This is a genomic window from Vulcaniibacterium tengchongense (genome assembly GCF_003814555.1).
Taxonomy (GTDB): Bacteria; Pseudomonadota; Gammaproteobacteria; order Xanthomonadales; family Xanthomonadaceae; genus Vulcaniibacterium; species Vulcaniibacterium tengchongense.
Map to the genome: position 1 here is coordinate 13255 of NZ_RKQN01000002.1, position 20581 is coordinate 33835.

Consider the following 20581-nt stretch of genomic DNA (forward strand, 5'->3'; position numbering starts at 1 on the left):
CGTGGGGAGAGGGGAAGGAGGTCCGCTCAGCGCAGAGCGGATTTCAAGGCCTTGCGGATGATGGCGGCGACATCGTCGCCCTCGGCGGCGGCGTCGCGCGCCATGCGGGAGGCCTCGGCCGGCTTGTAGCCGAGCTGCTGCAGCGCGATCGCCGCCTCGCTCTGCGGGTCGGCGCCGGGCCCGGCGCTGGGCGGCACCGCGCCGCCGCCGGCCAGGTCGGCGGCGCGGTCGCGCAGCTCGACCACCATGCGCTCGGCGGTCTTCTTGCCGATGCCGGGGATGCGGGTCAGCGCGGCCACGTCGCCGGCCTGGACCAGGCGCGCGAACTCGTCCACCGACACCCCGGACAGCACCGCCAGCGCGATCTTCGCGCCGATGCCGGACACCTTCTGCACGTCGCGGAACAGCCGGCGCTCGGCCTCGCGCAGGAAGCCGTACAGCGCGACGCTGTCCTCCTTCTGCGCGTAGTGGGTGAACAGCGCGACCTCGCGGCCGGGTTCGGGCAGGTCGTAGAAGGTGCTCATCGGCGCCTCCAGCTCGTAGCCGACGCCGTTGACGTCGACCACCAGCCACGGCGGCTGCTTGTGCACCAGGATGCCTTTCAGGCGGCCGATCATGCGCCGCGCCTCCGCAGCAGATGGGTGGCGACGCCGGTGCGAGACGCGGTCGCGCTCATGTGCGCGTGGGTCAATGCCACCGCCAGCGCGTCGGCGGCGTCGGCCTGCAGGCGCGCGTCGGGCAGGTTCAGCAGCAGGCGGACCATGTGCTGGACCTGCTGCTTGTCGGCGGCGCCGCGCCCGACCAGCGACTGCTTGATCACCCGCGGCGGGTATTCGCTGACCGGCAGGTGCCGGCGCACCACCGTCGCCAGCGCCGCCCCGCGGGCGTGGCCGAGCTTCAGCGCCGAAGTCGCCGATTTGTCCATGAACACCGTCTCGATCGCGACCTGCTGCGGCCGCCATTCGTCCAGCAGCGCCTCCAGGCCGTCGCACAGCAGGCCCAGGCGCGAGGGGAAGTCCTCCGCATCGAGCAGCCGCAGCGCCCGCGCGTGCACGAACACGCAGCGGCCGTCGGCGGCGACGTCGATCACGCCCACGCCGGTGCGCTGCGACCCCGGGTCGATGCCGAGGATGCGGACCGCGCCGGGACAAGGGGTGGATGCGGGATGGGACATCGGACGCTCAGCGCCGCGCCGCGGCGGGTTCCGGACGGCGGGGCGCGCGGCCGGCGCGGGACGCGCCGGCCGGGGCCCGGCCCCCCGGGTCCCGGCCGTCACGCATACGCGTCCTCGCCGAGGTCGGCGTTGGAGTACACGTTCTGCACGTCGTCGAGGTCCTCGAGCCAGTCCAGCAGCTTGGCGACCTGCTGCGCGGTCTCGCCGCCGACGCTGACGTCGTTGTCGGCGCGGTAGGTCACCTCGGCCTGCGCCGGCGCCAGCCCGGCGGCGAGCATCGCCGCCCTGACGGTCTCGAACGCCTCCGGCGCGGTCAGCACGTCGATCGAGCCGTCCTCGGGATAGACCACCACGTCGTCGGCGCCGGCCTCGATCGCGGCCTCGGTGATCCGGTCCTCGTCGGCGCCCGGCGCGTAGCTGAGCACGCCGAGCTTGCGGAACATGAAGGCGACCGAACCGTCGGTGCCGAGGTTGCCGCCGAACTTGGTGAAGGCGTGGCGCACGTCGGCGACGGTGCGGACCTTGTTGTCGGTCAGGCAGTCGACGATCACCGCGACGCCGCCCGGGGCGTAGCCCTCGTAGCGGACCTCCTCGTAGGCCACGCCCTCGAGCTCGCCGGTGGCCTTCTTGATCGCGCGCTCGATCACGTCCTTGGACATGTTGTTCGACAGCGCCTTGTCGATCGCCGTGCGCAGGCGCGGGTTGCCCGCCGGATCGCCGCCGCCGCCGCGCGCGGCCACGGAGATCTCGCGGATCAGCTTGGTGAAGATCTTGCCCCGCTTGGCGTCCTGCGCGCCCTTGCGGTGCTGGATGTTGGCCCATTTCGAATGGCCGGCCATGCAACGTCCGTCGCTTCCCGGAAAAACAAGCGGCGGATTATACCGGGACGGCCGTCGCAGGACCGGGCTCACCGTTCGCCGCGGAAGCGCCCCTCGCGCAGGAAATGGACCGCCTGCCCCGCCGCCTCGGCCGAGAGCAGCAGGCCGCTGTGGCTGGCGCGGACCACGACGTGGTCGGCGATGCCGGGCAGGCGGGTCTCGGCCACCGCCACGGTGCCGTCGTGCGGGCCGTCGAAGCGGCCGAACAGCGACCCCAGGCCGACCGGCACCGCGCCGGCGACCACCCCGACCTCGGCCGGCCCCTCCCAGCGGCGGCAGCCGCCGCACAGCAGGCCGGCGCTGCGGCCCAGGGGCCAGCCGGTCAGGCGGCGCCCGGCCAGCGCCCGCGCCGCCGCGCTGCCGCACAGCGGCGAGCCGAGGCAGACCACCCGCCGCACCGGCACCCCCGGCGCGCGGCGCAGCGCCTCCAGCGCGAACAGCCCGCCCAGGCTGTGGGCGAGCACCGCCTCGGCGCCGCGCAGGCGCTCGGCCAGCGCCGGCAGCACCCGCTCCGGCCCGCCGCGCGCGGCGGGATAGGCGAAGACCTCGGTCGCCCAGCCGGCCGCCCGCAGGCGCGCGCCGAGCCAGCGCATCGACGCGCCGGGCATCCAGATGCCGTGCAGCAGCAGGACGCGGGGGGCGCTCATGCCCTGTCCCGCGGGGGCTCGCCCGGCCGGCGCTGGCGCATGCGGGAAGCGGAATGGGGTGTCATCGCCGGTCCGTCGCCTGGGTCGCCGCCCACGGTATGCGTCACCGTGCAGGCGGGCAACGGCAGCCGCGATGCGGGGACCGGCCGCTCGGGGAGGCCGACGCGGCACGCACCGCCGGACTGCCCCGCGGGGCGGGCGCGGAGCGCGGCCGGCGCGCTCAGGAACGCGCGCCGGCCTTCCGGGCGCCGGCGTCCGCCGGCGGCGCGACCCGCACCCGGCTGCCCTCGCGCAGCAGCGCGTTCGGCGCCAGCACCACGGTGTCGCCGGCCGCGAGGCCGTCGAGCACCTCGACCTGGTCGCCCAGATTGCGGCCGAGCACCACCTTGCGGAAGCCGATCGTCGCGTCCGCGCCGAGCCGGGCGACGCGCGCGCCGCCGGCGTCCTGCAGCACCGCGGAGACCGGCAGCAGCAGGGTCGTCGCGGCCTGCGGCAGGCGCAGCGCGACTTCGCCGACCATGCCGGCGGGGATCGCCTGCTCCGGGTTGGGCAGGCGCAGCTCCACGCGCATGCCGCCGACGTCCTCGGAAATGCTCTGCGCGGTGCGCACGACCTCGGCGCGGAAGCGCCGCCCGGGCAGCTCGGGGAAGCTGACGTCCGCCTGCACGCCCGGGCGCACCTGCAACGCCACCCGCTGCGGCACGTCGACCACGATCCGCAGCGGGTCGAGCGCGTTGAGCGCGAACAGCGGCTGGCTGCTGGCCGAATCGCCGACCACGCGGTCGCCGCGCTCGACGTAGCGCGCCGCGATCACCCCCGCGAACGGCGCGCGCACGCGCTGGAACGCCTGCCGCTCGCGCGCGCTGGCCAGCCGCGCCTCGGCCGCGGCGACCGCCGCCTCGGCGGCCTGGCGATTGGCGCTGCGCTCGCTGTACAGCTCCTGCGAGATCGCGCCGGAGCGCACCAGGACCTCGGCGCGCTGGTAGTGGGCGCGCGCCAGGGCGAGCTCGGCGCGGGCCCGCTCGAGCTCCGCCTGGGCCTGGCGCACCTCCTGGTCCACCTCCGGCGCCGAGATCACCGCCAGCACCTGGCCGGCCTCGACCCGGTCGCCGAGGTCGGCGTGGCGCTCGCCGACGAAGCCGGTCGCGCGCGGGTAGATCTGCGCCGACTCGCCGGGCGCGGTGCGCGCGGGCAGGCGCAACTCGTAGGAATCGCCGGCGGGGCGGGCCTGCGCGGTGCGCACCTCCGGCAGCGGCGCGGCGGCCGCCTGCTCGGCGTGGCCGCGGCCGCAACCGGCCGCGGCGGCCAGCGCCGCCGCCAGCAGCAGCGGCGAAGCGCCGCGGGCGGAAAGGAAGGAACGGACAAGGGGGGTCATAGCGGGACTCCAGCGCCGGCGGGCGCGGCCACGGGCGCCGGCTGCGCCGCGCGCAGCCGGCCGCGGCGCGCGAGCACGGCAAGAAGGGAAGGAACCAGCACGAGCGTGGCCGGGGTGCCGAACAGCAGGCCGCCGATCACCGCGCGGCCGAGCGGCGCGTTCTGCTCGCCGCCCTCGCCCAGGCCCAGCGCCATCGGCACGATGCCCAGCACCATCGCGCTGGCGGTCATCAGCACCGGGCGCAGGCGCACCGCGGCGGCCTCGTACGCGGCGATCTCCGGATCGTGCCCGGCGGCGACCAGGTCGCGCACGAAGCTGGTCACCAGCACGCTGTTCGCGGTCGACACCCCGATCACCATCATCACGCCCATCAGCGCCGGCACGCTCAGCGGCGTGCCGGTGAGGAACAGCGCGAAGGCGGCGCCGGAAACCGCCAGCGGCAGGCCGGACATCGCCGCCAGCGGCAGGATCCAGGACTGGAAGTTCACCACCAGCACCAGGAACACCAGCACCGCGGCCATGGCCAGGCCGCCGGCCAACTCGCCGTAGGCGCTCTGCATCTCGCCGGCCTGGCCGGCGATCTCGATCCGGTTGCCCGGCTTCAGCCGCGGCTGCAGCCCGTCGACGATCGCGCTCAGGCGGTCGTAGACGGAGCCCAGGTCGGTGCCCTGGACGTTGGCCAGCACGCTGAGCGTCGGCGCCAGGGTGGTGCGGCCGATGCTCGCCGGCACGCCGCGCGGGGTCACGGTGGCGACATTGCGCAGCAGCACCGTGCGGCCGTCCGTGCCGACCCGCAGCGGCGTGTTGAGCAGGGTCTCCACGCTGTCCAGGTCGGCGATCGGCGCCTGCACCTGCACGGTGTAGGACTGCGCGCTGGCGCGATCCACCCAGTACACCGGCGTCACCGTGCCGGCCGAGCCGAGCACCGCCAGCACGGCCCGGCTCGCGTCCTGCGAGGTGATGCCGAGCTGCGCGGCGCGGCTGCGGTCGATGCTGACCTGGTACTCGGGCAGGTCCAGCACCTGGCGCAAGGTCACGTCGACGGCGCCGGGCACCGCGCGCAGGCGCGATTCGATCTCGCGCGCCGTGGCCAGGTTGCCGGCGACGTCGCGGCCGGTCACCCGCACCTCGAACGCGCCCACCGCGGCACCGGCCAGGGTGCGGCTGGTCGCGTCCGGCGGCCGCTCGAACAGCTTCACGTCGGGGAACTTCTCGGCGACGCGCCGGCGGATCTGCGCCAGGTAGTCGGCGCTGGGCGCGTGCGGCGGGCGCAACTGCAGCATCACCTCGGCCTCGAACGAGCCGACCACCGCGCTGTCGACCATCGCCAGGTTCACCGGGTCGGGGGTGCCGATCTGCTCGTAGATCGTCTGCAGCTCCTCGGCCGGGACGATCTGGCGGATCTCGCGCTGGATCTCGGCCAGGCGCGCCGCGGTCTGCTCCAGGCGCGTGCCGGACGGCAGCCGCACCTGCAGGCGGATCTGCCCGGCGTCGACCTGCGGGAAGTACTCGCGCCCGAGCAGCGCCGCCGACAGCGCCCCCAGCCCGAGCAGCGCGAACGCCGCCAGCGCCAGCACGCCGCCGTGGTGGCCGAGGCGCTCGAGCAGCGCGTGGTGGCGCTCGCGCAGCCGCTCCAGCGCGTGCTCGACCCGGTGGTTGACCGCCAGCAGCGCGCGCTCGAACGCCCGGCGCGGTTGGCGGCGGCTCTCGATGTCCGCCGGCAGCAGCATCGCCGCCAGCACCGGGATCAGCGTGCGCGAGAGCAGGAACGAGGCCGCCATCGCGAAGATCACCGCCAGCGCCAGCGGCGTGAACACCCAGGCCGATAGCCCCGTCATCAGCAGGATCGGCGTCAGCACGATGCAGATCGACACCGTCGACACGAACTCGGGGAACACCACTTCCCGGGCGCTGTCGAGGATCGCGGTGGGCACGTCCTTGCCGAGGGCGATGTTGCGGTTGGTGTTCTCCACGTCGACCACCGCGTTGTCGACCAGGATGCCGATCGCCAGCGCCAGCCCGCCCAGGGTCATCACGTTGAAGGTGTAGCCCAGCAGGTACAGCATCGCCACCGAGGCCAGCAGCGCCAGCGGGATCGCCGCCAGCACGATCAGGCTGGAGCGCCACGAGCCGAGGAACACCAGCACCACGAACGCGACCAGCAGGCCGACGATCACCGCCTCGTGGCGGATCGAGCCGATCGCGTTGTCGACGAACACCGACTGGTCGAAGATCGGTTCGATGCGCATGCCCGGCGGCGCCGAGGCGACGATCTCCGGCAGCCGCGCGCGCACCTCGCGCACGATCTGCACCGCCGACGCGCCGCCGAGCTTGATCAGCGCCACCGAGACCGCGCTGGCGCCGTCCATGCGCGCGACGTTGGTCTGCAGCGCGGCGCCGTCGCGCACCGAGGCCACGTCGCGCACGTAGATCACGTTGCCGCCGCGACTGGCGATCGGCAGGTCGAGGAAGCCGGACGCGTTCTCCGGGCTGGTCTCCAGCGCGATCTGCAGCTCGCGCGCGCCCTCGCGGATGCTGCCGGACGGCAGGGTCGGGCTGCCGCGCTCCAGCGCCGCGGTCACGTCGGCGGGTGTCAGGCCGTAGGTCTGCAGCGCGCGCGGGTTGAGGTCGACCATGATCTGCCGCGCCGCGCCGCCGTACGGCAGGGTCATGCGGATGCCGGGGATGGTCTGGATCTGCGAACGCAACTGCAGGCGTGCGTAGTCGTACAGCTGGGCCTCGGTCAGCGAATCCGAGGACAGCACCAGCTGCAGCACCGGCGTGCTGGAGACGTTGTTGCGGATCACCAGCGGCGGCGAGGTGCCGGGCGGCATCCGGCGCAGGATGGTCTGCGACACCGCGGTGATCTGCCCCAGCGCGCGCTCCAGGCTGACGCCGGGCTGGAAATCGATGCGCACGACCGCCGCGCCGTTGAGCGTGGTCGAGCTGACCTCCTTGAGGTCGTCGACGGTGTTGAGGATCGCGGCCTCGGAGAACGAGGTGATCTTGGCCGCCATCTCCGCCGCCGGCAGGCCGCTGTAGGTCCACACCAGGTTGATCGAGGGGATGCCGACCTCGGGCAGGATGTCGGTCGGCATGCGCCGCGCGGCCAGCGTGCCGAACAGCAGGATCAGGATGGCCAGCACCCCGATCGTGTAACGGCGCGACAGCGCGTATCGGACGATCCACATGGATTGGCGCTCCGGGGGGGAGGACGCCGGGGGGCCGGCGCAGGGGAACGCGCCGCCGCGCCGCGGGCCGGAGCTCGGCTGCGCGACGGCGGGGACGGTCGCATCCTCAGAGAGCGCCCACGTTAGGCGCGGCGCGGCCGCCGGCGTTAGCCCATTGCTGCCGTATGCTTGCCCGATCCTGCAAATCGAAAGTTCCGGCCGCGCCGCGGGCGGCCGGCCTGCCGATAATCCGGGCGAACCGGCAGGAGGCGCAACGCCATGAGCCTACTGAGTCCTTCCGAAACCATCGCGCAACAATCGCTCACCGCGCCGCAGGCGGAGCTGGCCGACCGGATTGCCCGATCGACCCCGGGCGACGGCATCCACCCGACCGCCCTGCCGCAACTGCAGCTGGTCCGCTGCAGCCGGCCGACGCCGTGCACGCCGAACGTCTTCGAGCCGCGCCTGTGCATCGTGGTGCAGGGCAGCAAGATCGCCCTGCTCGGCGACCAGGTCTACCACTACGACCCGCTCAACTACCTGGTGGTGTCGATGACCCTGCCGATGATGGGCCAGGTGGTCGAGGCCACGCCGGAGAAGCCGTACCTGTGCCTGCGCCTGGACATCGAGCCGGAGCAGATCGCCGGCCTGCTGCTCGACACCGGCGCCCAGGCCGGCGCCTCGCCCGGCGCCGGCTCGGCGCGCGCGGCGTACGCGGCGCGGGTGACGCCGGCGCTGCTCGACGCGGTGCTGCGGCTGATGCGCCTGCTCGACGAACCGGAGGACCTGCCGGTGCTGGCGCCGATGGCGATGCGCGAGATCTTCTACCGGGTGCTGCTCGGCGACCTCGGCCACCACCTGCGCGCGGTCGCGATGCACGACAGCCGCCCGCAACGCATCGCCAAGGCCGTGGAACTGCTGCGCCAGCGCTACCTGGAACCGCTGCGCATCGAGGAGCTGGCGCGCTCGGTGCACATGAGCGTGTCCTCGCTGCACCACAACTTCAAGGCCGCCACCACGATGTCGCCGCTGCAGTACCAGAAGCAGCTGCGCCTGCACGAGGCGCGCCGGCTGATGCTCACTGAGGGCCTGGAGGCCAGCGCGGCCGCGCACCGCGTCGGCTACGAGAGCCCGTCGCAGTTCAGCCGCGAATACAAGCGCCTGTTCGGCGCGCCGCCGCGCGCGGAGATCGCCCAGATCAGGGCCGCCGCGGCGGGTTGAGCCCGGCCCGGCGCGCCGGGGGCGGGGCCGGCCGCGCCTGGTTCGGCGCTTCCGCGCGCGCGCGCGCCCCTTGGAACGCCCCGGCCCATTTCGGCGCGCTGGAAACGGGGACGTCCGCGCGGCGCTGCGACGCCTGGCGGGAGGAAAGCCACTCGCAATACAACGCCGCCGCATACGGCAGCGATTGCACCGACAGCATGCCCGCCCAGGCCAAGGTCAGCGCATCGTCGGTGCCGCGCTGCCAAAGCAGCGCCAGGATGCACAGCCATATCGCCAGGAACAGGCCGAATTCCTCGACCACGGCCGCGCCGGCGCGCTGCGCCGGCATCCGCGCGGCGCCCTTGCCGGTGCGGCGGAACGGAAGCCGCGGCGTGAACGCGCTGCGCAGCACGGCACGCGCGATGGTATGGGTCAGGGCGAGCTCGGCGATCAGCGCGCCCGCGGTGTCGCGCCAACCCGGGCTCACGCGGCGGCGATGCAGGATCAGGCCGGACACCAGCTTCAGGCCCAGCGAGGCCGCGCCCAGGGCCGCGAACGCTTGGAACGGCAGCGAATCCCAAGCGGGCGCGAGCAGATGGCCCACGCCGAGCGCGATCGCGCAGGCGGTGAACGCCGCGTGCGCGGCTCCGGCGAACCACGGCAGCCAGCCGGCGAGGTAGTGATAGCGCTGCGACGGGGTCAGCCCGCCGGGCCGCAGGAGCGAGGGGACATGGCGCCTGAAGATCTGCATCGCGCCGAACGCCCAGCGGAATCGCTGCGCCTTGTAGGCCGCGAAATCGTCCGGAAGCAGGCCCCGTCCGTAAACGCGGTCCACGTACAGCGCGCGGTACCCGGCCCGCTGCACCCGCAGGCCGAGTTCGGTGTCCTCGCAGATGCACCACTCGGACCAGCCCAGCCGGTCCAGCAGCGCGCGCCGGACCATGATCAGCGTGCCGTGGACGATGATCGCGTCGCGCTCGTGGCGGTGGTGCATGCCGACGCGGAAGAAGCTCTCCGATTCCCAGTTGCACATCCGCCAGAAAGGATGCCGCGCGTATTCCCGATGCGCCTGCGGCGCCTGCACCGCGCCGACGCGGGGATCTTCGAAGTGCCCGGCCAGATCGCGCAGCCATTCCGGTCGAACCACGTAATCGCTGTCGACGATGGCGACGATTTCGGCGCGCGGGTCGGTGTGCCGCAAGGCGAAGTTCAGCGCGCCGGCCTTGAAGCCGGGCCAGTGGTCCAGATGGAAGAAGCGGAAGCGCCGGCCCAAGGCCCGGCAGCGCGCCTGCACCGGCCGCCAGACGGCTTCGTCGCGGGTGTTGTTGTCGATCACCAGCACTTCGTAGTCCGGGTAGTCGAGCCGCGCCAGGCTGTCGAGCGTCTCGATCACCACCTGCGGCGGCTCGTTGTAGCAGGGCAGGTGGATCGAGATCTTCGGCGCGAAACCGGGCCCGCTGGGACAGGGCGCGGCTTGCCTGCGCCAGCGCGGTTGCGCCAGCGTCTCCAGCAGCTCGAAGCCGCCCGCCAGCAGGTGGACGAAGGCGAACGTCTGCAGCGCGAACAGGATCGCGAACAGGAGCCAGCCCCACGCGCCCGGGTAGTAATCCCACGGCAGCGCCAGCATCCAGACGGCCGACATGAAGGCGCCCTGCAGCATCGCCAGAAACAGCCAGCGCCCCCATGGCCGCAGGTGCCGCGCGCGCAGCGCGAACAGCAGCAGGAACGGGAACGCCAGCGCGGAGGCCGACAGCGCCTTGAAGCGCACGTGCGGATCGTCCCGGACCGGCCCGCTCCAGGCGAACTTGGGTTCTCCGTCGGCGTCGAAGACGCCCCAATGCGCCCCCGCCAAGCGCTCGCCTCTGACCTTCCAAGGCTGGTCGAAGGCCTCCAGCACGTAGTACTCCCAACCGTGCGCCTGCAGCCGCTGCAGCATGCGGCGCAGGAACACGCCCTGGTCCAACCGCGACGCCGCCGCCTCGCCCTGGGACGGACCGGCCGAAGGCCAGCCCACTTCGCCGATCACGATGCGCTTGCCGGGGAAGCGGGCCTGCAATATGCGGTACTGCGCCACCACCCGATCGACGCCGTGCGCCAGCGCGATGCCGTCCCAATACGGCAGCAGGTGCACGACGATGAAATCGACGTGCTCGGCCAGTTCCGGATGCATCATCCAGATGTGGAAGGGCTCGGCGGTGGAGACCGGGACGCGGAACGCGGCGCGGGCGTCGTCCAGCCGGGCGGCGAGCCGCGCCGGCGTCAGGTCGCCGCGCAACACGCTTTCGTTGCCGACCACCGCGCCGGCGATGTTGGCGTGTTCGCGGACGGCGGCGGCCAGGGCGCGCAGCTCGCGTTCGTCGGCTTTCCGGTGGCCGCTCAGCCAGGCCCCGGCGAGCACCTCGATGCCTTCGCGCTCCAGATCGCGCGCCGCGCGCAGATCGGTCGAGGAATAGAGCCGCACCCGGCGGGTGTGCCGCGCGAGCAGCCGGACTTCGCGTTCGATCGCATCGGCGTCGCGCCGCCCGGTCGAGTAGGCGTATCCGTGCGCCTGTCCGTCCCAGGCGGGCGCCTCCGCCGTGCGCGGCGCCGATGCCCAGGCGACCGCGCCCAGTACGGCGAACAGCGCCGCCTCCGCGGCCGCGAGGGCGAATGCGCGCTTGCGGACAGCGGTTGTCGCGGGACGGTCCATGTCTTCGTCCGGAAGCCCCCGCGAACGGCGCGCGGGCGGCACCCTTGGGGCGGCTCCACGCTAGCAGGAGCGGCGCAGGCGGGAGCGTGAACCCGATCGCTTTTCGCGAGCGGACGGACCGGCTCAGCCCGACGCGGCCGCCGCCCCGTCCGGATCCCGGCGCAGGATGAACTCCAGGTCTCGCGTCTTGCCCACCGCGAAGTGGTACTGCCCTGCCCGTACGTAGCCGTGCCGGGCGTAGAAGCGCTGCGCGCCGAAGTTCTCCGACCACACGCCGATCCACAGCGTGCGCGGGCCGCCGGCGAGCAGCCAGTCCTGCGCGGCGCGGAACAGCCGCCCGCCCCAGCCGCCGTTCTGGAAGTCGCGCAGCACGTACAGTCGCTTGAGCTCGCCGTCGCCGGCGCGGACGTCGGGGTGCGGCAGGCCGCACGGCCCGGCCAGCGCGTAGCCGACCGCGCCGCGCGCGGGCGCCTCGAGCACCCAGGTCGCATACGCCGGGTCGCGCAGCAGCGCGGCCCAGGCCTCGACCGCATAGGCCTCGGCGAGGAAGGCGTGTAGGTCCTCGGGCGGGTACAGGTGGCCGAAGGTCTCGGTGAAGCAGGCCGAAGCCAGCCGCGACAGGGTCGCGGCGTCGGCGACGCCGGCGCGACGGATCTGCATGGCTAGCGCGCCTCCTCCTCGCCGTCTTCCTCGTCTTCGTCCTCTTCCTCGTACTCCTCGTCCTCGCCTTCCTCGTCCTCTTCGTACTCGTAGTCGTCCTCGCCGAAGTCCTCGCCGTCCCAGCGGAACTGGCCGTCGGGGACGAAGGTCAGCGCCATCGCGCCCGGCGCGGAGCCGACACGCACCAGCCAGCCGCCGAACACGCGGGCGCGTTCGGTGATCAGGGCGGGGCCGGCGCCCACGTTGGCGAGCCTTTCCCATTGCAGGACGAACGCGTACTCGGTCATACGATCACTCCGTAACAAAGTCGCTTGGCGAAACCGGGGCCGGGCATCCGGCGCGGACGGGCGCAGCGCGCGGCGCGGAACCGCGGCCGGCTGCTCAGGCCTTGGGCGCGGGCGGCCTCACCTGCACGTGCACCTCGGCCAGCTGCGCGTCGGGAATCGGCGACGGCGCGCCGGTCATCAGGCACTGCGCGGTGGTGGTCTTGGGGAAGGCGATCACGTCGCGGATCGATTCGGTGCCGGCCATCAGCGCGGCGATGCGGTCGATGCCGAAGGCGATGCCGCCGTGCGGCGGCGCGCCGTAGCGCAGCGCCTCGAGCAGGAAACCGAACTTCAGCTCCGCCTCCTCCTTGCCGATGCCGAGCAGGTCGAACACCGCCGACTGCATCGACGAGCGGTGGATGCGGATCGAACCGCCGCCGATCTCGTTGCCGTTGAGCACCATGTCGTAGCCGCGCGACACCGCGGTGGCGGCGTTGGCGCGCAGGTCGGCCTCGTCGTCCACCGCCGGCGCGGTGAACGGATGGTGCAGGGCGACGTAGCGGCCAGCCTCCGCGTCCCATTCGAACATCGGGAAGTCGGTGACCCACAGCGGCTTCCAGCCGTCCTCGACCAGGCCGAGGTCCTTGCCGAGCTTCAGGCGCAGCGCGCCCATGAAGTCCGACGCGGTCTTGTAGTCGGCCGCGCCGAAGAAGATCGCGTCCCCGGCCTGGGCCCCGGCCGCCTGCACCACCGCCGCCAGGGTCGCGTCGTCGAGGAACTTCGCGATCGGCGAGTTGACGCCGTCGCGGCCCTTGGCCGGGTCGTCCACCTTCATCCAGGCCAGGCCCTTGGCGCCGAACTTGGCCGCATGCGCGGCGTAGTCGTCGATCTGCTTGCGCGACAGCGCCGCGCCGCCCGGCGCGCGCAGCGCGACCACGCGGCCGCCCTGCGCGTTCGCCCAGTCGGCGAACACCTTGAACTCGCAGCCCTTGACCCGCTCGGCGATGTCCACCAGTTCCAGCGCGATGCGCAGGTCCGGCTTGTCCGAACCGTAGCGGCGCATCGCCTCGGCGTAGGTCATGCGCGGGAACGGATCGGCCAGCTCGACCCCGGCCACCTCGCGGAACACGTCGCGGATCATCGCCTCGACCGTGTCCTGCACGTCGCGCTCGCCGACCCAGGCGAACTCCATGTCGAGCTGGGTGAACTCGAGCTGGCGGTCGGCGCGCAGCGCCTCGTCGCGGAAGCAGCGCGCGATCTGGTAGTAGCGGTCGAAGCCCGCCATCATCAGGATCTGCTTGAACAGCTGCGGGCTCTGCGGCAGCGCGTAGAACTCGCCGGGGTGCATGCGCGCCGGCACCAGGAAGTCGCGCGCGCCCTCCGGCGTGGCCTTGGTCAGGATCGGCGTCTCGATGTCCTGGAAGCCGCGCGCGTCCAGCCAGCGGCGCAGCGCCTGCACCAGCTTGATGCGGGTGCGCATCATCCGCTGCATCTCCGGGCGCCGCAGGTCGAGGTAGCGGTACTTGAGGCGGATGTCCTCGCCCGGGTTCTCGTGGGCGTGGAACGGCAGCGGCTCGGCCTTGTTGAGCAGTTCGATCCTCGTCGCGACCACTTCGACCTGGCCGGTCTTCAGCTTGGGATTGACCGCCTCGCGCTTGCGCACCACGCCGGTCACGCGCAGGCAGTCCTCGTACCCCACATGCGCGGCCGCCGCCAGCACCTCGGCGTTGCCCGCGGCGTCGCTCGGCTCGGCGACGATCTGCACGATGCCTTCGTGGTCGCGCAGGTCGATGAAGCACAGGCCGCCGAGGTTGCGGGCGACGTCGGCCCAGCCGCACAGGGTCACGGTCTGGCCGAGCAGGGCCTCGTCGACGAGGCCGCAGTAATGGGTACGCATGGGGGCTCCGGGTATCGCGGGGCCGGCCCCGGGGGCCGGCGAACATGGCATTTTAGCGGCTGTGGGAGACTGCGGACCGCGGGGCGCCGCTGTCCGCCTCGCCGGACGCGCGGCCGGCCTTGCCGCGCCCAATCGCAAAGGGGATTCGCCATGCACCGATTCGCCTGGAAAGCCGTCCGGATCGCCGCGGGCCTGCTGGCCCTCGCCTTGGCCGCGATGCCGGCGGCCGCGCAGAAGGAACGCGCCTACGCGCCGGAGAACCTGCGCACCCTGTCCTACGGCGACCAGCTCCGCGTGATCAGCCTGGAGTACCGCGAACAGTCCGGCGGCCGGCAGATTCCGGCCGACCAGCTGCGCTTCTATCTCGACCAGGTCAACCGCTCGAACTGGGGCTTCAGCCGGATCAAGGCGGACATCGCCCAGTCGCTGCGCGGCGGCGGCGGCATCTCGCCGCCGGCCGGGCAGACCTTGCGCTGCGACAGCAACGACCACGACGCCAGGCGCTGCGTGCCGCCCTGGCGCGGCCCGTCGCGGCTGGTCCGCCAGGTGTCCAAGAGCCCCTGCGTCGAAGGCCGCAGCTGGAGCTCGCAGGACGGCCTGATCACGGTATGGAGCGGCTGCCGCGGCGAGTTCGCCCCCGCCACCCGGCCGCCGGTCGGCCCGCCCGGCGGCGCCGTGGTCCGCTGCGAAAGCACCCCCGGCCAGGGCCGGACCTGCACGGTGCCGTGGCGCGGGCGCTCGCGCCTGCTGCGGCAACTGCCGGGCGCGGCCTGCGTCGAGGGCCGCACCTGGCAGTCGCAGGCGGGCCGGGTCTACGTCCTCGGCGGCTGCCGCGCGGAGTTCGTCGCCGCGGGCGCGACCCCGCCGACGGCCGGCGGCCGTTCGGTGACCTGCGCCAGCAACGACGGCCGCACCGCCACCTGCGCCTGGCCGCCGGGCCACGGCGTGCCGCGCCTGCTCGAACAACTCTCGAAGGCGCCGTGCATCCAAGGGCAGACCTGGGGCTACCGCGCGCCGACCACGATCTGGGTCAGCCGCGGCTGCCGCGGCCGCTTCGGCAACTGACCCGCGGCCGGCCGCCGGACGTCGCGCGACGAAGTTGCGCGCGGCGTCTCGGCCGCTCCCTCAAGTTCCGCGCACGCTGGCCGCTAACGGGGCGAGGCCCGGAGTAGCGACTCCGGGCCGCCCGCGCCGGTGCAGCCGAGAGGAGGGAGCGCCATGCCGAGACCGCCCAAGCGCGCGCATTGGGCCTGGTGCCTGATGCTGCTGTCGATGCCGGCCGCGGCCCACCTCGGCGCGTCGGGCCCCGGCGCCGACCGGCCCCGCGCCGCGCCGGGCCGCGCGGCCGTCCTGCTCGCCGACGCCTCGCGTGCGGGCATGCGCATCGGCCTGCGCCTGGTCGCCGCCGAGCCGGCGCCGCAGGCGCTGCCGCGACCGGCCGAGCTGGACTTCCCCGCCTCGCCCAACGCGGTGCTGTGCGACGGCACCGGCGGCTATCGCGAATGCCGCACGCCGTTCCCGGGCCCGGTGCGGCTGTCGCGCGAGGTCGGCAGCGCGCGCTGCGTCGAGGACGCGACCTGGGGCTGGCGCGAGGGCGCGGTCTGGGTCGATCGGGGTTGCGGCGCGGTGTTCCAGCGCAGCGACGGCTGAGCGCCGGCGGCGCCCACGACGGCAGCGGGCGACGCGGCAGGCGGCGCGTCGGTGGATCGCGTCGGTGGATTCAGGCGGTCGCGGCGTCGGCCTTGGCCGCGGGCTTGCTGTCGGCCGGCTTGGCGTCGCCGCCGGACTTGCTCTCGGACGGGGCGCCGGCGTCGCCGGCCAAGTTGCGCTTCTTGTCGCCGTCCTTCTTGAAGTCGGTCTCGTACCAGCCGCCGCCGGCCAGGCGGAACTGCGGCGCGGTCAGCTGCCGGCGCACCTGCGGCGCGGCGCAGGAGGGGCATTCGCCCGGATCCGCGTCGGACAGCTTCTGCAGGCGGTCGAAACGGTGGCCGCAGGCGGCGCATTCGAAGGCGTAGATCGGCATGGCGCGAACGGATGTCGTGGAGACCGCGGGCATTGTGGTGGCGGCGCGCGGGTTTTCAAGCGTGCCGCGGCCCGGGCCTGCCCGCCGCGGCGCCGCACGCACGGGGCTGCGGGAGCGGCCGGCGGACGGCGGCCGCGGCCGAGCTAGGCGTCGTACAGCGCCAGCAACGCGTCCTCGGCCTCGGCCAGCTGGGCGGCGACGCGCTCGCGCCGGCGCGCCAGCTCGGCGGCGTCGGTGCCGCCGCCGGCGTAGCGGTCCGGGTCGGCCAGGTCCATGTCGATCGCGTGCAGTTGCGCTTCCAGCTCGGCCACCCGCGCCTCGGCCTGGGCCAGTTTGTGCGGGTTGACCTTGGCCGGCTTCGGCGCCGGCTTGGCCGGGGCGGCGGGCGCGGCCGCGGTCCGGGCCGGCCGGGCGTCGCCGGATTCGCGGGTGCGCAGCCAGACCGCGTAGGCGTCGAGGTCGCCGTCGAACGGCTGCGCCACGCCGTCGGCGACGCGCCAGAAGCTGTCGCAGACCAGGCCGATCAGGTGCCGGTCGTGCGAGACCAGCACGATCGCGCCGTCGAATTCGGACAAGGCTTCCGCCAGCGCCTCGCGCATGTCGAGGTCGAGGTGGTTGGTCGGTTCGTCGAGCAGCAGCACGTTGGGCTGCCGCCAGGCGATCAGCGCCAGCGCCAGCCGCGCGCGCTCGCCGCCGGAGAAGCCGTCGACCGGCTCGAACGCGCGGTCGCCGGGGAAGTTCCACTTGCCGAGGAAATCGCGCAGCGGCTGGGTGCCCACGCCGGGGGCGAGCTCGGCCAGGTGGTCGATCGGCGTGGCGCCCTCGCGCAGCGATTCCACCGTGTGCTGGGCGAAGTAGCCGATGCGCAGGTCCGGGTGCCCGGCGCGCTCGCCGGCCAGCAGCGGGATCTCGCCGACCAGCGACTTGACCAGCGTCGACTTGCCGGCGCCGTTGGGACCGAGCAGGGCGACGCGGTCGCCGGCCTCGAGCACGAAGCGCACGTCGCGCAGCACGGTGTGGTCGCCGTAGCCGCAATCGGCGTCGCCCAGGCGCAGCAGCGCGTGCGGCAGCTTGGCGGGCGCCGGGAAGTCGATGCGCATCGCGCGCTCCACCCGCACCGCCTCGGTGCCGGCCAGCTTGGCCAGCCGCTTCATCCGGCTCTGCGCCTGCTTGGCCTTGCTGGCCTTGGCCTTGAAGCGGTCAATGAAGCTCTGCAGGTGGGCGCGCTCGGCCTGCTCCTTCTCGTAGGCGATCTGCTGCTGGCGCAGCTGCTCGGCGCGCTGGCGCTCGAACGCGGTGTAGTCGCCGGCGTACAGCTTCGCCTTGCCGTCGTGCAGGTGCAGGATGTGGGTGGTCACGCCGTCGAGGAACTCGCGGTCGTGCGAGATCAGCAGCAGTGTGCCCGGGTAGCGCAGCAGCCACTGCTCCAGCCACAGCACCGCGTCGAGGTCGAGGTGGTTGGTGGGCTCGTCGAGCAGCAGCAGGTCGCTGGGCGTCATCAGCGCGCGGGCGAGGTTCAGGCGCACGCGCCAGCCGCCGGAGAATTCCTTGACCGCGCGCCCGTGGGTGTCGGGGCTGAAGCCCAGGCCGTGCAGCAGCTTGCCGGCGCGCGCGGCGGCGTCGTAGCCGCCGAGCTCCTCCAGCCGGTGATGCGCCTGCGCCACCGCTTCCCAGTCCTCGCGCGCCATCGCCTCGCGCTCGGCCACCAGCGCGGCGTGCACCTGGGCGTCGCCCGACAGCACGAAATCGAGCGCGGCCTCGTCCAGCGCCGGTGTCTCCTGGGCGACGGCGGCGATGCGCACCCGCGCGGGCACGTCGAGGTCGCCGCGGTCGGCCTCGACCTGGCCCTGGATCGCGGCGAACAACGAGGACTTGCCGGTGCCGTTGCGGCCGACCACGCCCACCCGCCAGCCGGCGTGCAGCGCCAGGTCGACGTTCGACAGCAACAGGCGTTCGCCGCGGCGCAGAGCGAAATTGCGAAACGAAATCACGGGATGGGCCGAACCGGGGCGCGACAGCGGGGCGCCAGTTTATCGGCAAGCGCCGCGGCGATGATTCGCCGGCGCGCCGATCGGCGCGTCGGCGTCCTGTCGCCCGCCTGCAACGCGGCGATGCCGCAGGCTCATCCGCGCTCGACGGGCGCCGGGGCAGACTGCGCGGGTCCGGCCGCCTCTGCCGCGGGCGTCCCGGTTGCATCCACCGGCCTCGGACCACATTCTCGACCGGTCGTCCGATACGGAGAGTCGATGCATCACACGTCCCTGATCGCCATCCTCGTCGCCGGCTTCTGCCTGGCCTTCGCCTTCGGCGCCATCGCCCAGCGCCTGCGCCTGTCGCCCCTGGTCGGCTACCTGCTGGCCGGCATCGTCGCCGGGCCGTTCACGCCCGGCTTCGTCGGCGATCAGACCCTGGCGCCGCAACTGGCCGAAATCGGCGTGATCCTGCTGATGTTCGGCGTCGGCCTGCACTTCTCGCTGCGCGACCTGCTCGCCGTGCGCGCGATCGCACTGCCGGGCGCGGTGGCGCAGATCGCGGTGGCGACCGCGCTGGGCTGGGGACTGGGGCGGCTGCTGGGCTGGCCGGACGGGGCCGGCATCGTGTTCGGCCTGGCGCTGTCGGTGGCGAGCACGGTGGTGCTGCTGCGCGCGCTCGAGGAGCGGCGCCTGGTCGAGACCGGCCGCGGCCGCATCGCGGTCGGCTGGCTGATCGTCGAGGACCTGGCGATGGTGCTGTCGCTGGTGCTGCTGCCGGCGCTGGCCGACGTGCTGCGCGGCGACGCCGGCGACCCGGTGCAGGTGTGGTCGGCGCTGTTCAAGACGGTGGCGAAGGTCGGCGCCTTCATGGCGGTGATGCTGCTGGTCGGCCGCCGGGTGATCCCGTGGATGCTCGAGCGCGTGGCCGGCACCGGCTCGCGCGAGCTGTTCACCCTGTGCGTGCTGGCGATCGCGCTGGGCGTGGCGTTCGGCTCGGCGGAGATGTTCGGCGTGTCGTTCGCGCTCGGCGCGTTCTTCGCCGGCATGATCCTCAACGAGTCCGAGTTCAGCCACCAGGCCGCGAACGAGACCCTGCCGCTGCGCGACGCGTTCGCGGTGCTGTTCTTCGTCTCGGTCGGCATGCTGTTCGACCCGCGCATCGTGCTCGAGCGGCCGCTGGAGGTGCTGGGCACCTTCGCGATCATCGTGCTGGGCAAGTCGCTGGCCGCGTACGCGATCGTGCGCGCGTTCGGCAAGCCGAACGCGACCGCGCTGCTGATCTCGGTGAGCCTGGCGCAGATCGGCGAGTTCTCCTTCATCCTCGCCGGGTTGGGCATGGAACTGGAGATCCTGCCCAAGGAGGGCCAGGACCTGATCCTGGCCGGCTCGCTGCTGTCGATCATGGTCAATCCGCTGCTGTTCGCCTGGCTCGACCGCCGCGACGCGCGCGAGGCCGCGGCGCGCCCGCCGGAGCCGCCGGAGCATGCCGCGCCGCCGGTGCCCGAAGGCCTGCGCGACCACGTGATCCTGATCGGCTACGGACGCGTCGGCAGCGAGCTGGCGCGGCTGCTGACCGAGCGCGGCGTGCCGCTGGTGGTGGTGGAGGACGAGCAGGACCGCGTGCAGCGCTCGCGCAACAACGGCATCCCCACCGTGCGCGGCCACGCCGGCAACGAGCGCGTGCTCGACGAGGCCTTGCCGCAGAGCGCGCACACGGTGATGCTGGCGATCCCGAACGCGCTGGAGGCCGGCGAGATCATCGCCAAGCTGCGCACGATCAACCCGGCGTTGACCATCGTCGCGCGCGCACACAGCGACGCCGAGGTCAGGCACCTGATCGAACACGGCGCCGACGGCGCGGTGATGGCCGAGCGCGAGCTGGCCCACAGCCTGGCCGAGATGGTGATGGCGACGCCGCTGTACCGCGGTTCGCGCCATCTGCCGCCGGCGACGTGACATCATCGCCGCCATGAACGCCACCGAAGACGCCACCGCGCCGCCGCTCGATCCGATCGAGGCCCGCATCCTCGGCAGCCTGGTCGAGAAGGAAGCGACCACGCCCGACGCCTACCCGCTGACGCTCAACGCGGTGGTGCTGGCCTGCAACCAGAAGACCTCGCGCGAGCCGATCATGCAGCTGGAGCCCGGCGAGGTGGGCAACGCCCTGCGCCGGCTGGAAGCGCGCGGCTGGGTCAAGGCGCAGCACGGCGGCCGCGCCGACCGCTACGAGCACCGGCTCGAGGCCCGGCTCGGCCTGACCCGGGCGCAGGCAGCGCTGCTGGCTTTGCTGATGCTGCGCGGCCCGCAGACCGTGCACGAGCTGCTCGCGCGCAGCGAGCGCCTGGCTCGCTTCGACGGCGCCGAGGACGTGCAGTACGCGCTGGAACGGCTGGCGCGGCGCGAGCCGCCGCTGGTGCGCGCGCTGCCGCGGCAGAGCGGCCAGCGCGAGGAGCGCCACGCGCAGCTGCTGTGCGGCGAACCGGAACTGCCGGAAGCGGCGGCGCCCGCGGCGGGCGCCACCGCCGCCGCGGCGCTGGAAGCGCGCGTGGCGGCGCTGGAGACGCGCATCGCCGCGTTGGAGACGCGCCTGGACGGCGCCGGCGCCGGATAAGGCCCGCGCCGCCCGCCC

General features: G+C 73.5%; 17 protein-coding genes. 5 read left to right on the top strand and 12 right to left on the bottom strand.

Annotated features, from left to right (window positions below; all coding sequences use genetic code 11):
* Positions 1-26: 26 nt before the first annotated feature.
* From ruvA to EDC50_RS06445, 6 genes are all read right to left on the bottom strand, one after another.
* Complete coding sequence (gene ruvA / locus EDC50_RS06420; RefSeq protein ID WP_123769674.1) at positions 27-617, bottom strand: Holliday junction branch migration protein RuvA; 591 nt, start codon at positions 615-617, stop codon at positions 27-29.
* Complete coding sequence (gene ruvC / locus EDC50_RS06425; protein ID WP_123769675.1) at positions 614-1174, bottom strand: crossover junction endodeoxyribonuclease RuvC; 561 nt, start codon at positions 1172-1174, stop codon at positions 614-616. The genes ruvA and ruvC overlap by 4 nt, the downstream gene beginning before the upstream one ends.
* Positions 1175-1272: 98 nt before the next feature.
* Positions 1273-2013: a YebC/PmpR family DNA-binding transcriptional regulator gene (locus EDC50_RS06430; protein WP_123769676.1), complete on the bottom strand. Its 741-nt coding sequence runs from the start codon at positions 2011-2013 to the stop codon at positions 1273-1275.
* Positions 2014-2081: 68 nt separating this feature from the next.
* On the bottom strand, positions 2082-2699 hold the full coding sequence (locus EDC50_RS06435) for an esterase/lipase family protein (protein WP_123769677.1): 618 nt from the start codon (positions 2697-2699) through the stop codon (positions 2082-2084).
* Positions 2700-2919: 220 nt separating this feature from the next.
* Entirely contained in the window at positions 2920-4074 is a 1155-nt protein-coding gene (locus EDC50_RS06440) for an efflux RND transporter periplasmic adaptor subunit (protein WP_123769678.1), read from the bottom strand.
* The gene (locus tag EDC50_RS06445) at positions 4071-7265 is read right to left on the bottom strand and encodes an efflux RND transporter permease subunit (protein ID WP_123769679.1); all 3195 of its coding nucleotides are present in this window, start codon (positions 7263-7265) and stop codon (positions 4071-4073) included. Before EDC50_RS06445 ends, EDC50_RS06440 begins: the two co-directional genes overlap by 4 nt.
* A 258-nt stretch (positions 7266-7523) precedes the next feature.
* Between EDC50_RS06445 and EDC50_RS06450 the strand changes: the two genes are divergently transcribed.
* Positions 7524-8465 (top strand): AraC family transcriptional regulator, encoded by a 942-nt coding sequence (locus tag EDC50_RS06450; protein ID WP_123769680.1) that lies wholly within the window; start codon positions 7524-7526, stop codon positions 8463-8465.
* Here the strand turns inward: EDC50_RS06450 and EDC50_RS06455 are convergent.
* From EDC50_RS06455 to aspS, 4 genes are all read right to left on the bottom strand, one after another.
* On the bottom strand, positions 8443-11133 hold the full coding sequence (locus EDC50_RS06455) for a glycosyltransferase (protein ID WP_123769681.1): 2691 nt from the start codon (positions 11131-11133) through the stop codon (positions 8443-8445). The genes EDC50_RS06450 and EDC50_RS06455 overlap by 23 nt on opposite strands.
* A gap of 123 nt (positions 11134-11256) precedes the next feature.
* On the bottom strand, positions 11257-11793 hold the full coding sequence (locus tag EDC50_RS06460) for a GNAT family N-acetyltransferase (protein ID WP_123769682.1): 537 nt from the start codon (positions 11791-11793) through the stop codon (positions 11257-11259).
* A 2-nt stretch (positions 11794-11795) separates the two neighbouring features.
* A complete protein-coding gene (locus EDC50_RS06465) occupies positions 11796-12080 on the bottom strand; it encodes a DNA primase (RefSeq protein ID WP_123769683.1) in 285 nt (94 codons plus the stop codon).
* A 94-nt stretch (positions 12081-12174) separates the two neighbouring features.
* Positions 12175-13956 (bottom strand): aspartate--tRNA ligase, encoded by a 1782-nt coding sequence (gene aspS / locus EDC50_RS06470; RefSeq protein WP_123769684.1) that lies wholly within the window; start codon positions 13954-13956, stop codon positions 12175-12177.
* 150 nt (positions 13957-14106) lie between these two features.
* Between aspS and EDC50_RS16870 the strand changes: the two genes are divergently transcribed.
* The gene (locus EDC50_RS16870; protein WP_425477897.1) at positions 14107-15021 is read left to right on the top strand and encodes a DUF3011 domain-containing protein; all 915 of its coding nucleotides are present in this window, start codon (positions 14107-14109) and stop codon (positions 15019-15021) included.
* Between the two features lie 153 nt (positions 15022-15174).
* Entirely contained in the window at positions 15175-15606 is a 432-nt protein-coding gene (locus EDC50_RS06480) for a DUF3011 domain-containing protein (protein ID WP_123769685.1), read from the top strand.
* A gap of 70 nt (positions 15607-15676) precedes the next feature.
* On the opposite strand, the gene EDC50_RS06485 is transcribed toward EDC50_RS06480, so the two are convergent.
* Both EDC50_RS06485 and abc-f read right to left on the bottom strand, forming a co-directional pair.
* Positions 15677-15979 (bottom strand): FmdB family zinc ribbon protein, encoded by a 303-nt coding sequence (locus EDC50_RS06485; protein WP_123769686.1) that lies wholly within the window; start codon positions 15977-15979, stop codon positions 15677-15679.
* Positions 15980-16122: 143 nt separating this feature from the next.
* Positions 16123-17970 (bottom strand): ribosomal protection-like ABC-F family protein, encoded by a 1848-nt coding sequence (abc-f, locus tag EDC50_RS06490; RefSeq protein ID WP_123769687.1) that lies wholly within the window; start codon positions 17968-17970, stop codon positions 16123-16125.
* Positions 17971-18225: 255 nt separating this feature from the next.
* Here abc-f and ybaL point away from each other — a divergent pair, with 255 nt between their 5' ends.
* On the top strand, positions 18226-19908 hold the full coding sequence (ybaL, locus tag EDC50_RS06495; protein WP_123769688.1) for a YbaL family putative K(+) efflux transporter: 1683 nt from the start codon (positions 18226-18228) through the stop codon (positions 19906-19908).
* 13 nt (positions 19909-19921) lie between these two features.
* Complete coding sequence (locus tag EDC50_RS06500; RefSeq protein ID WP_123769689.1) at positions 19922-20563, top strand: DUF480 domain-containing protein; 642 nt, start codon at positions 19922-19924, stop codon at positions 20561-20563.
* The last annotated feature ends 18 nt before the right edge of the window (positions 20564-20581 follow it).

Coding starts and splice junctions, on each gene's coding strand:
- ruvA (WP_123769674.1), bottom strand. CDS start 617: ATGATCGGCCGCCTGAAAGGCATCCTGGTGCACAAGCAGCCGCCGTGG.
- ruvC (WP_123769675.1), bottom strand. CDS start 1,174: ATGTCCCATCCCGCATCCACCCCTTGTCCCGGCGCGGTCCGCATCCTC.
- EDC50_RS06430 (WP_123769676.1), bottom strand. CDS start 2,013: ATGGCCGGCCATTCGAAATGGGCCAACATCCAGCACCGCAAGGGCGCG.
- EDC50_RS06435 (WP_123769677.1), bottom strand. CDS start 2,699: ATGAGCGCCCCCCGCGTCCTGCTGCTGCACGGCATCTGGATGCCCGGC.
- EDC50_RS06440 (WP_123769678.1), bottom strand. CDS start 4,074: ATGACCCCCCTTGTCCGTTCCTTCCTTTCCGCCCGCGGCGCTTCGCCG.
- EDC50_RS06445 (WP_123769679.1), bottom strand. CDS start 7,265: ATGTGGATCGTCCGATACGCGCTGTCGCGCCGTTACACGATCGGGGTG.
- EDC50_RS06450 (WP_123769680.1), top strand. CDS start 7,524: ATGAGCCTACTGAGTCCTTCCGAAACCATCGCGCAACAATCGCTCACC.
- EDC50_RS06455 (WP_123769681.1), bottom strand. CDS start 11,133: ATGGACCGTCCCGCGACAACCGCTGTCCGCAAGCGCGCATTCGCCCTC.
- EDC50_RS06460 (WP_123769682.1), bottom strand. CDS start 11,793: ATGCAGATCCGTCGCGCCGGCGTCGCCGACGCCGCGACCCTGTCGCGG.
- EDC50_RS06465 (WP_123769683.1), bottom strand. CDS start 12,080: ATGACCGAGTACGCGTTCGTCCTGCAATGGGAAAGGCTCGCCAACGTG.
- aspS (WP_123769684.1), bottom strand. CDS start 13,956: ATGCGTACCCATTACTGCGGCCTCGTCGACGAGGCCCTGCTCGGCCAG.
- EDC50_RS16870 (WP_425477897.1), top strand. CDS start 14,107: ATGCACCGATTCGCCTGGAAAGCCGTCCGGATCGCCGCGGGCCTGCTG.
- EDC50_RS06480 (WP_123769685.1), top strand. CDS start 15,175: ATGCCGAGACCGCCCAAGCGCGCGCATTGGGCCTGGTGCCTGATGCTG.
- EDC50_RS06485 (WP_123769686.1), bottom strand. CDS start 15,979: ATGCCGATCTACGCCTTCGAATGCGCCGCCTGCGGCCACCGTTTCGAC.
- ybaL (WP_123769688.1), top strand. CDS start 18,226: ATGCATCACACGTCCCTGATCGCCATCCTCGTCGCCGGCTTCTGCCTG.
- EDC50_RS06500 (WP_123769689.1), top strand. CDS start 19,922: ATGAACGCCACCGAAGACGCCACCGCGCCGCCGCTCGATCCGATCGAG.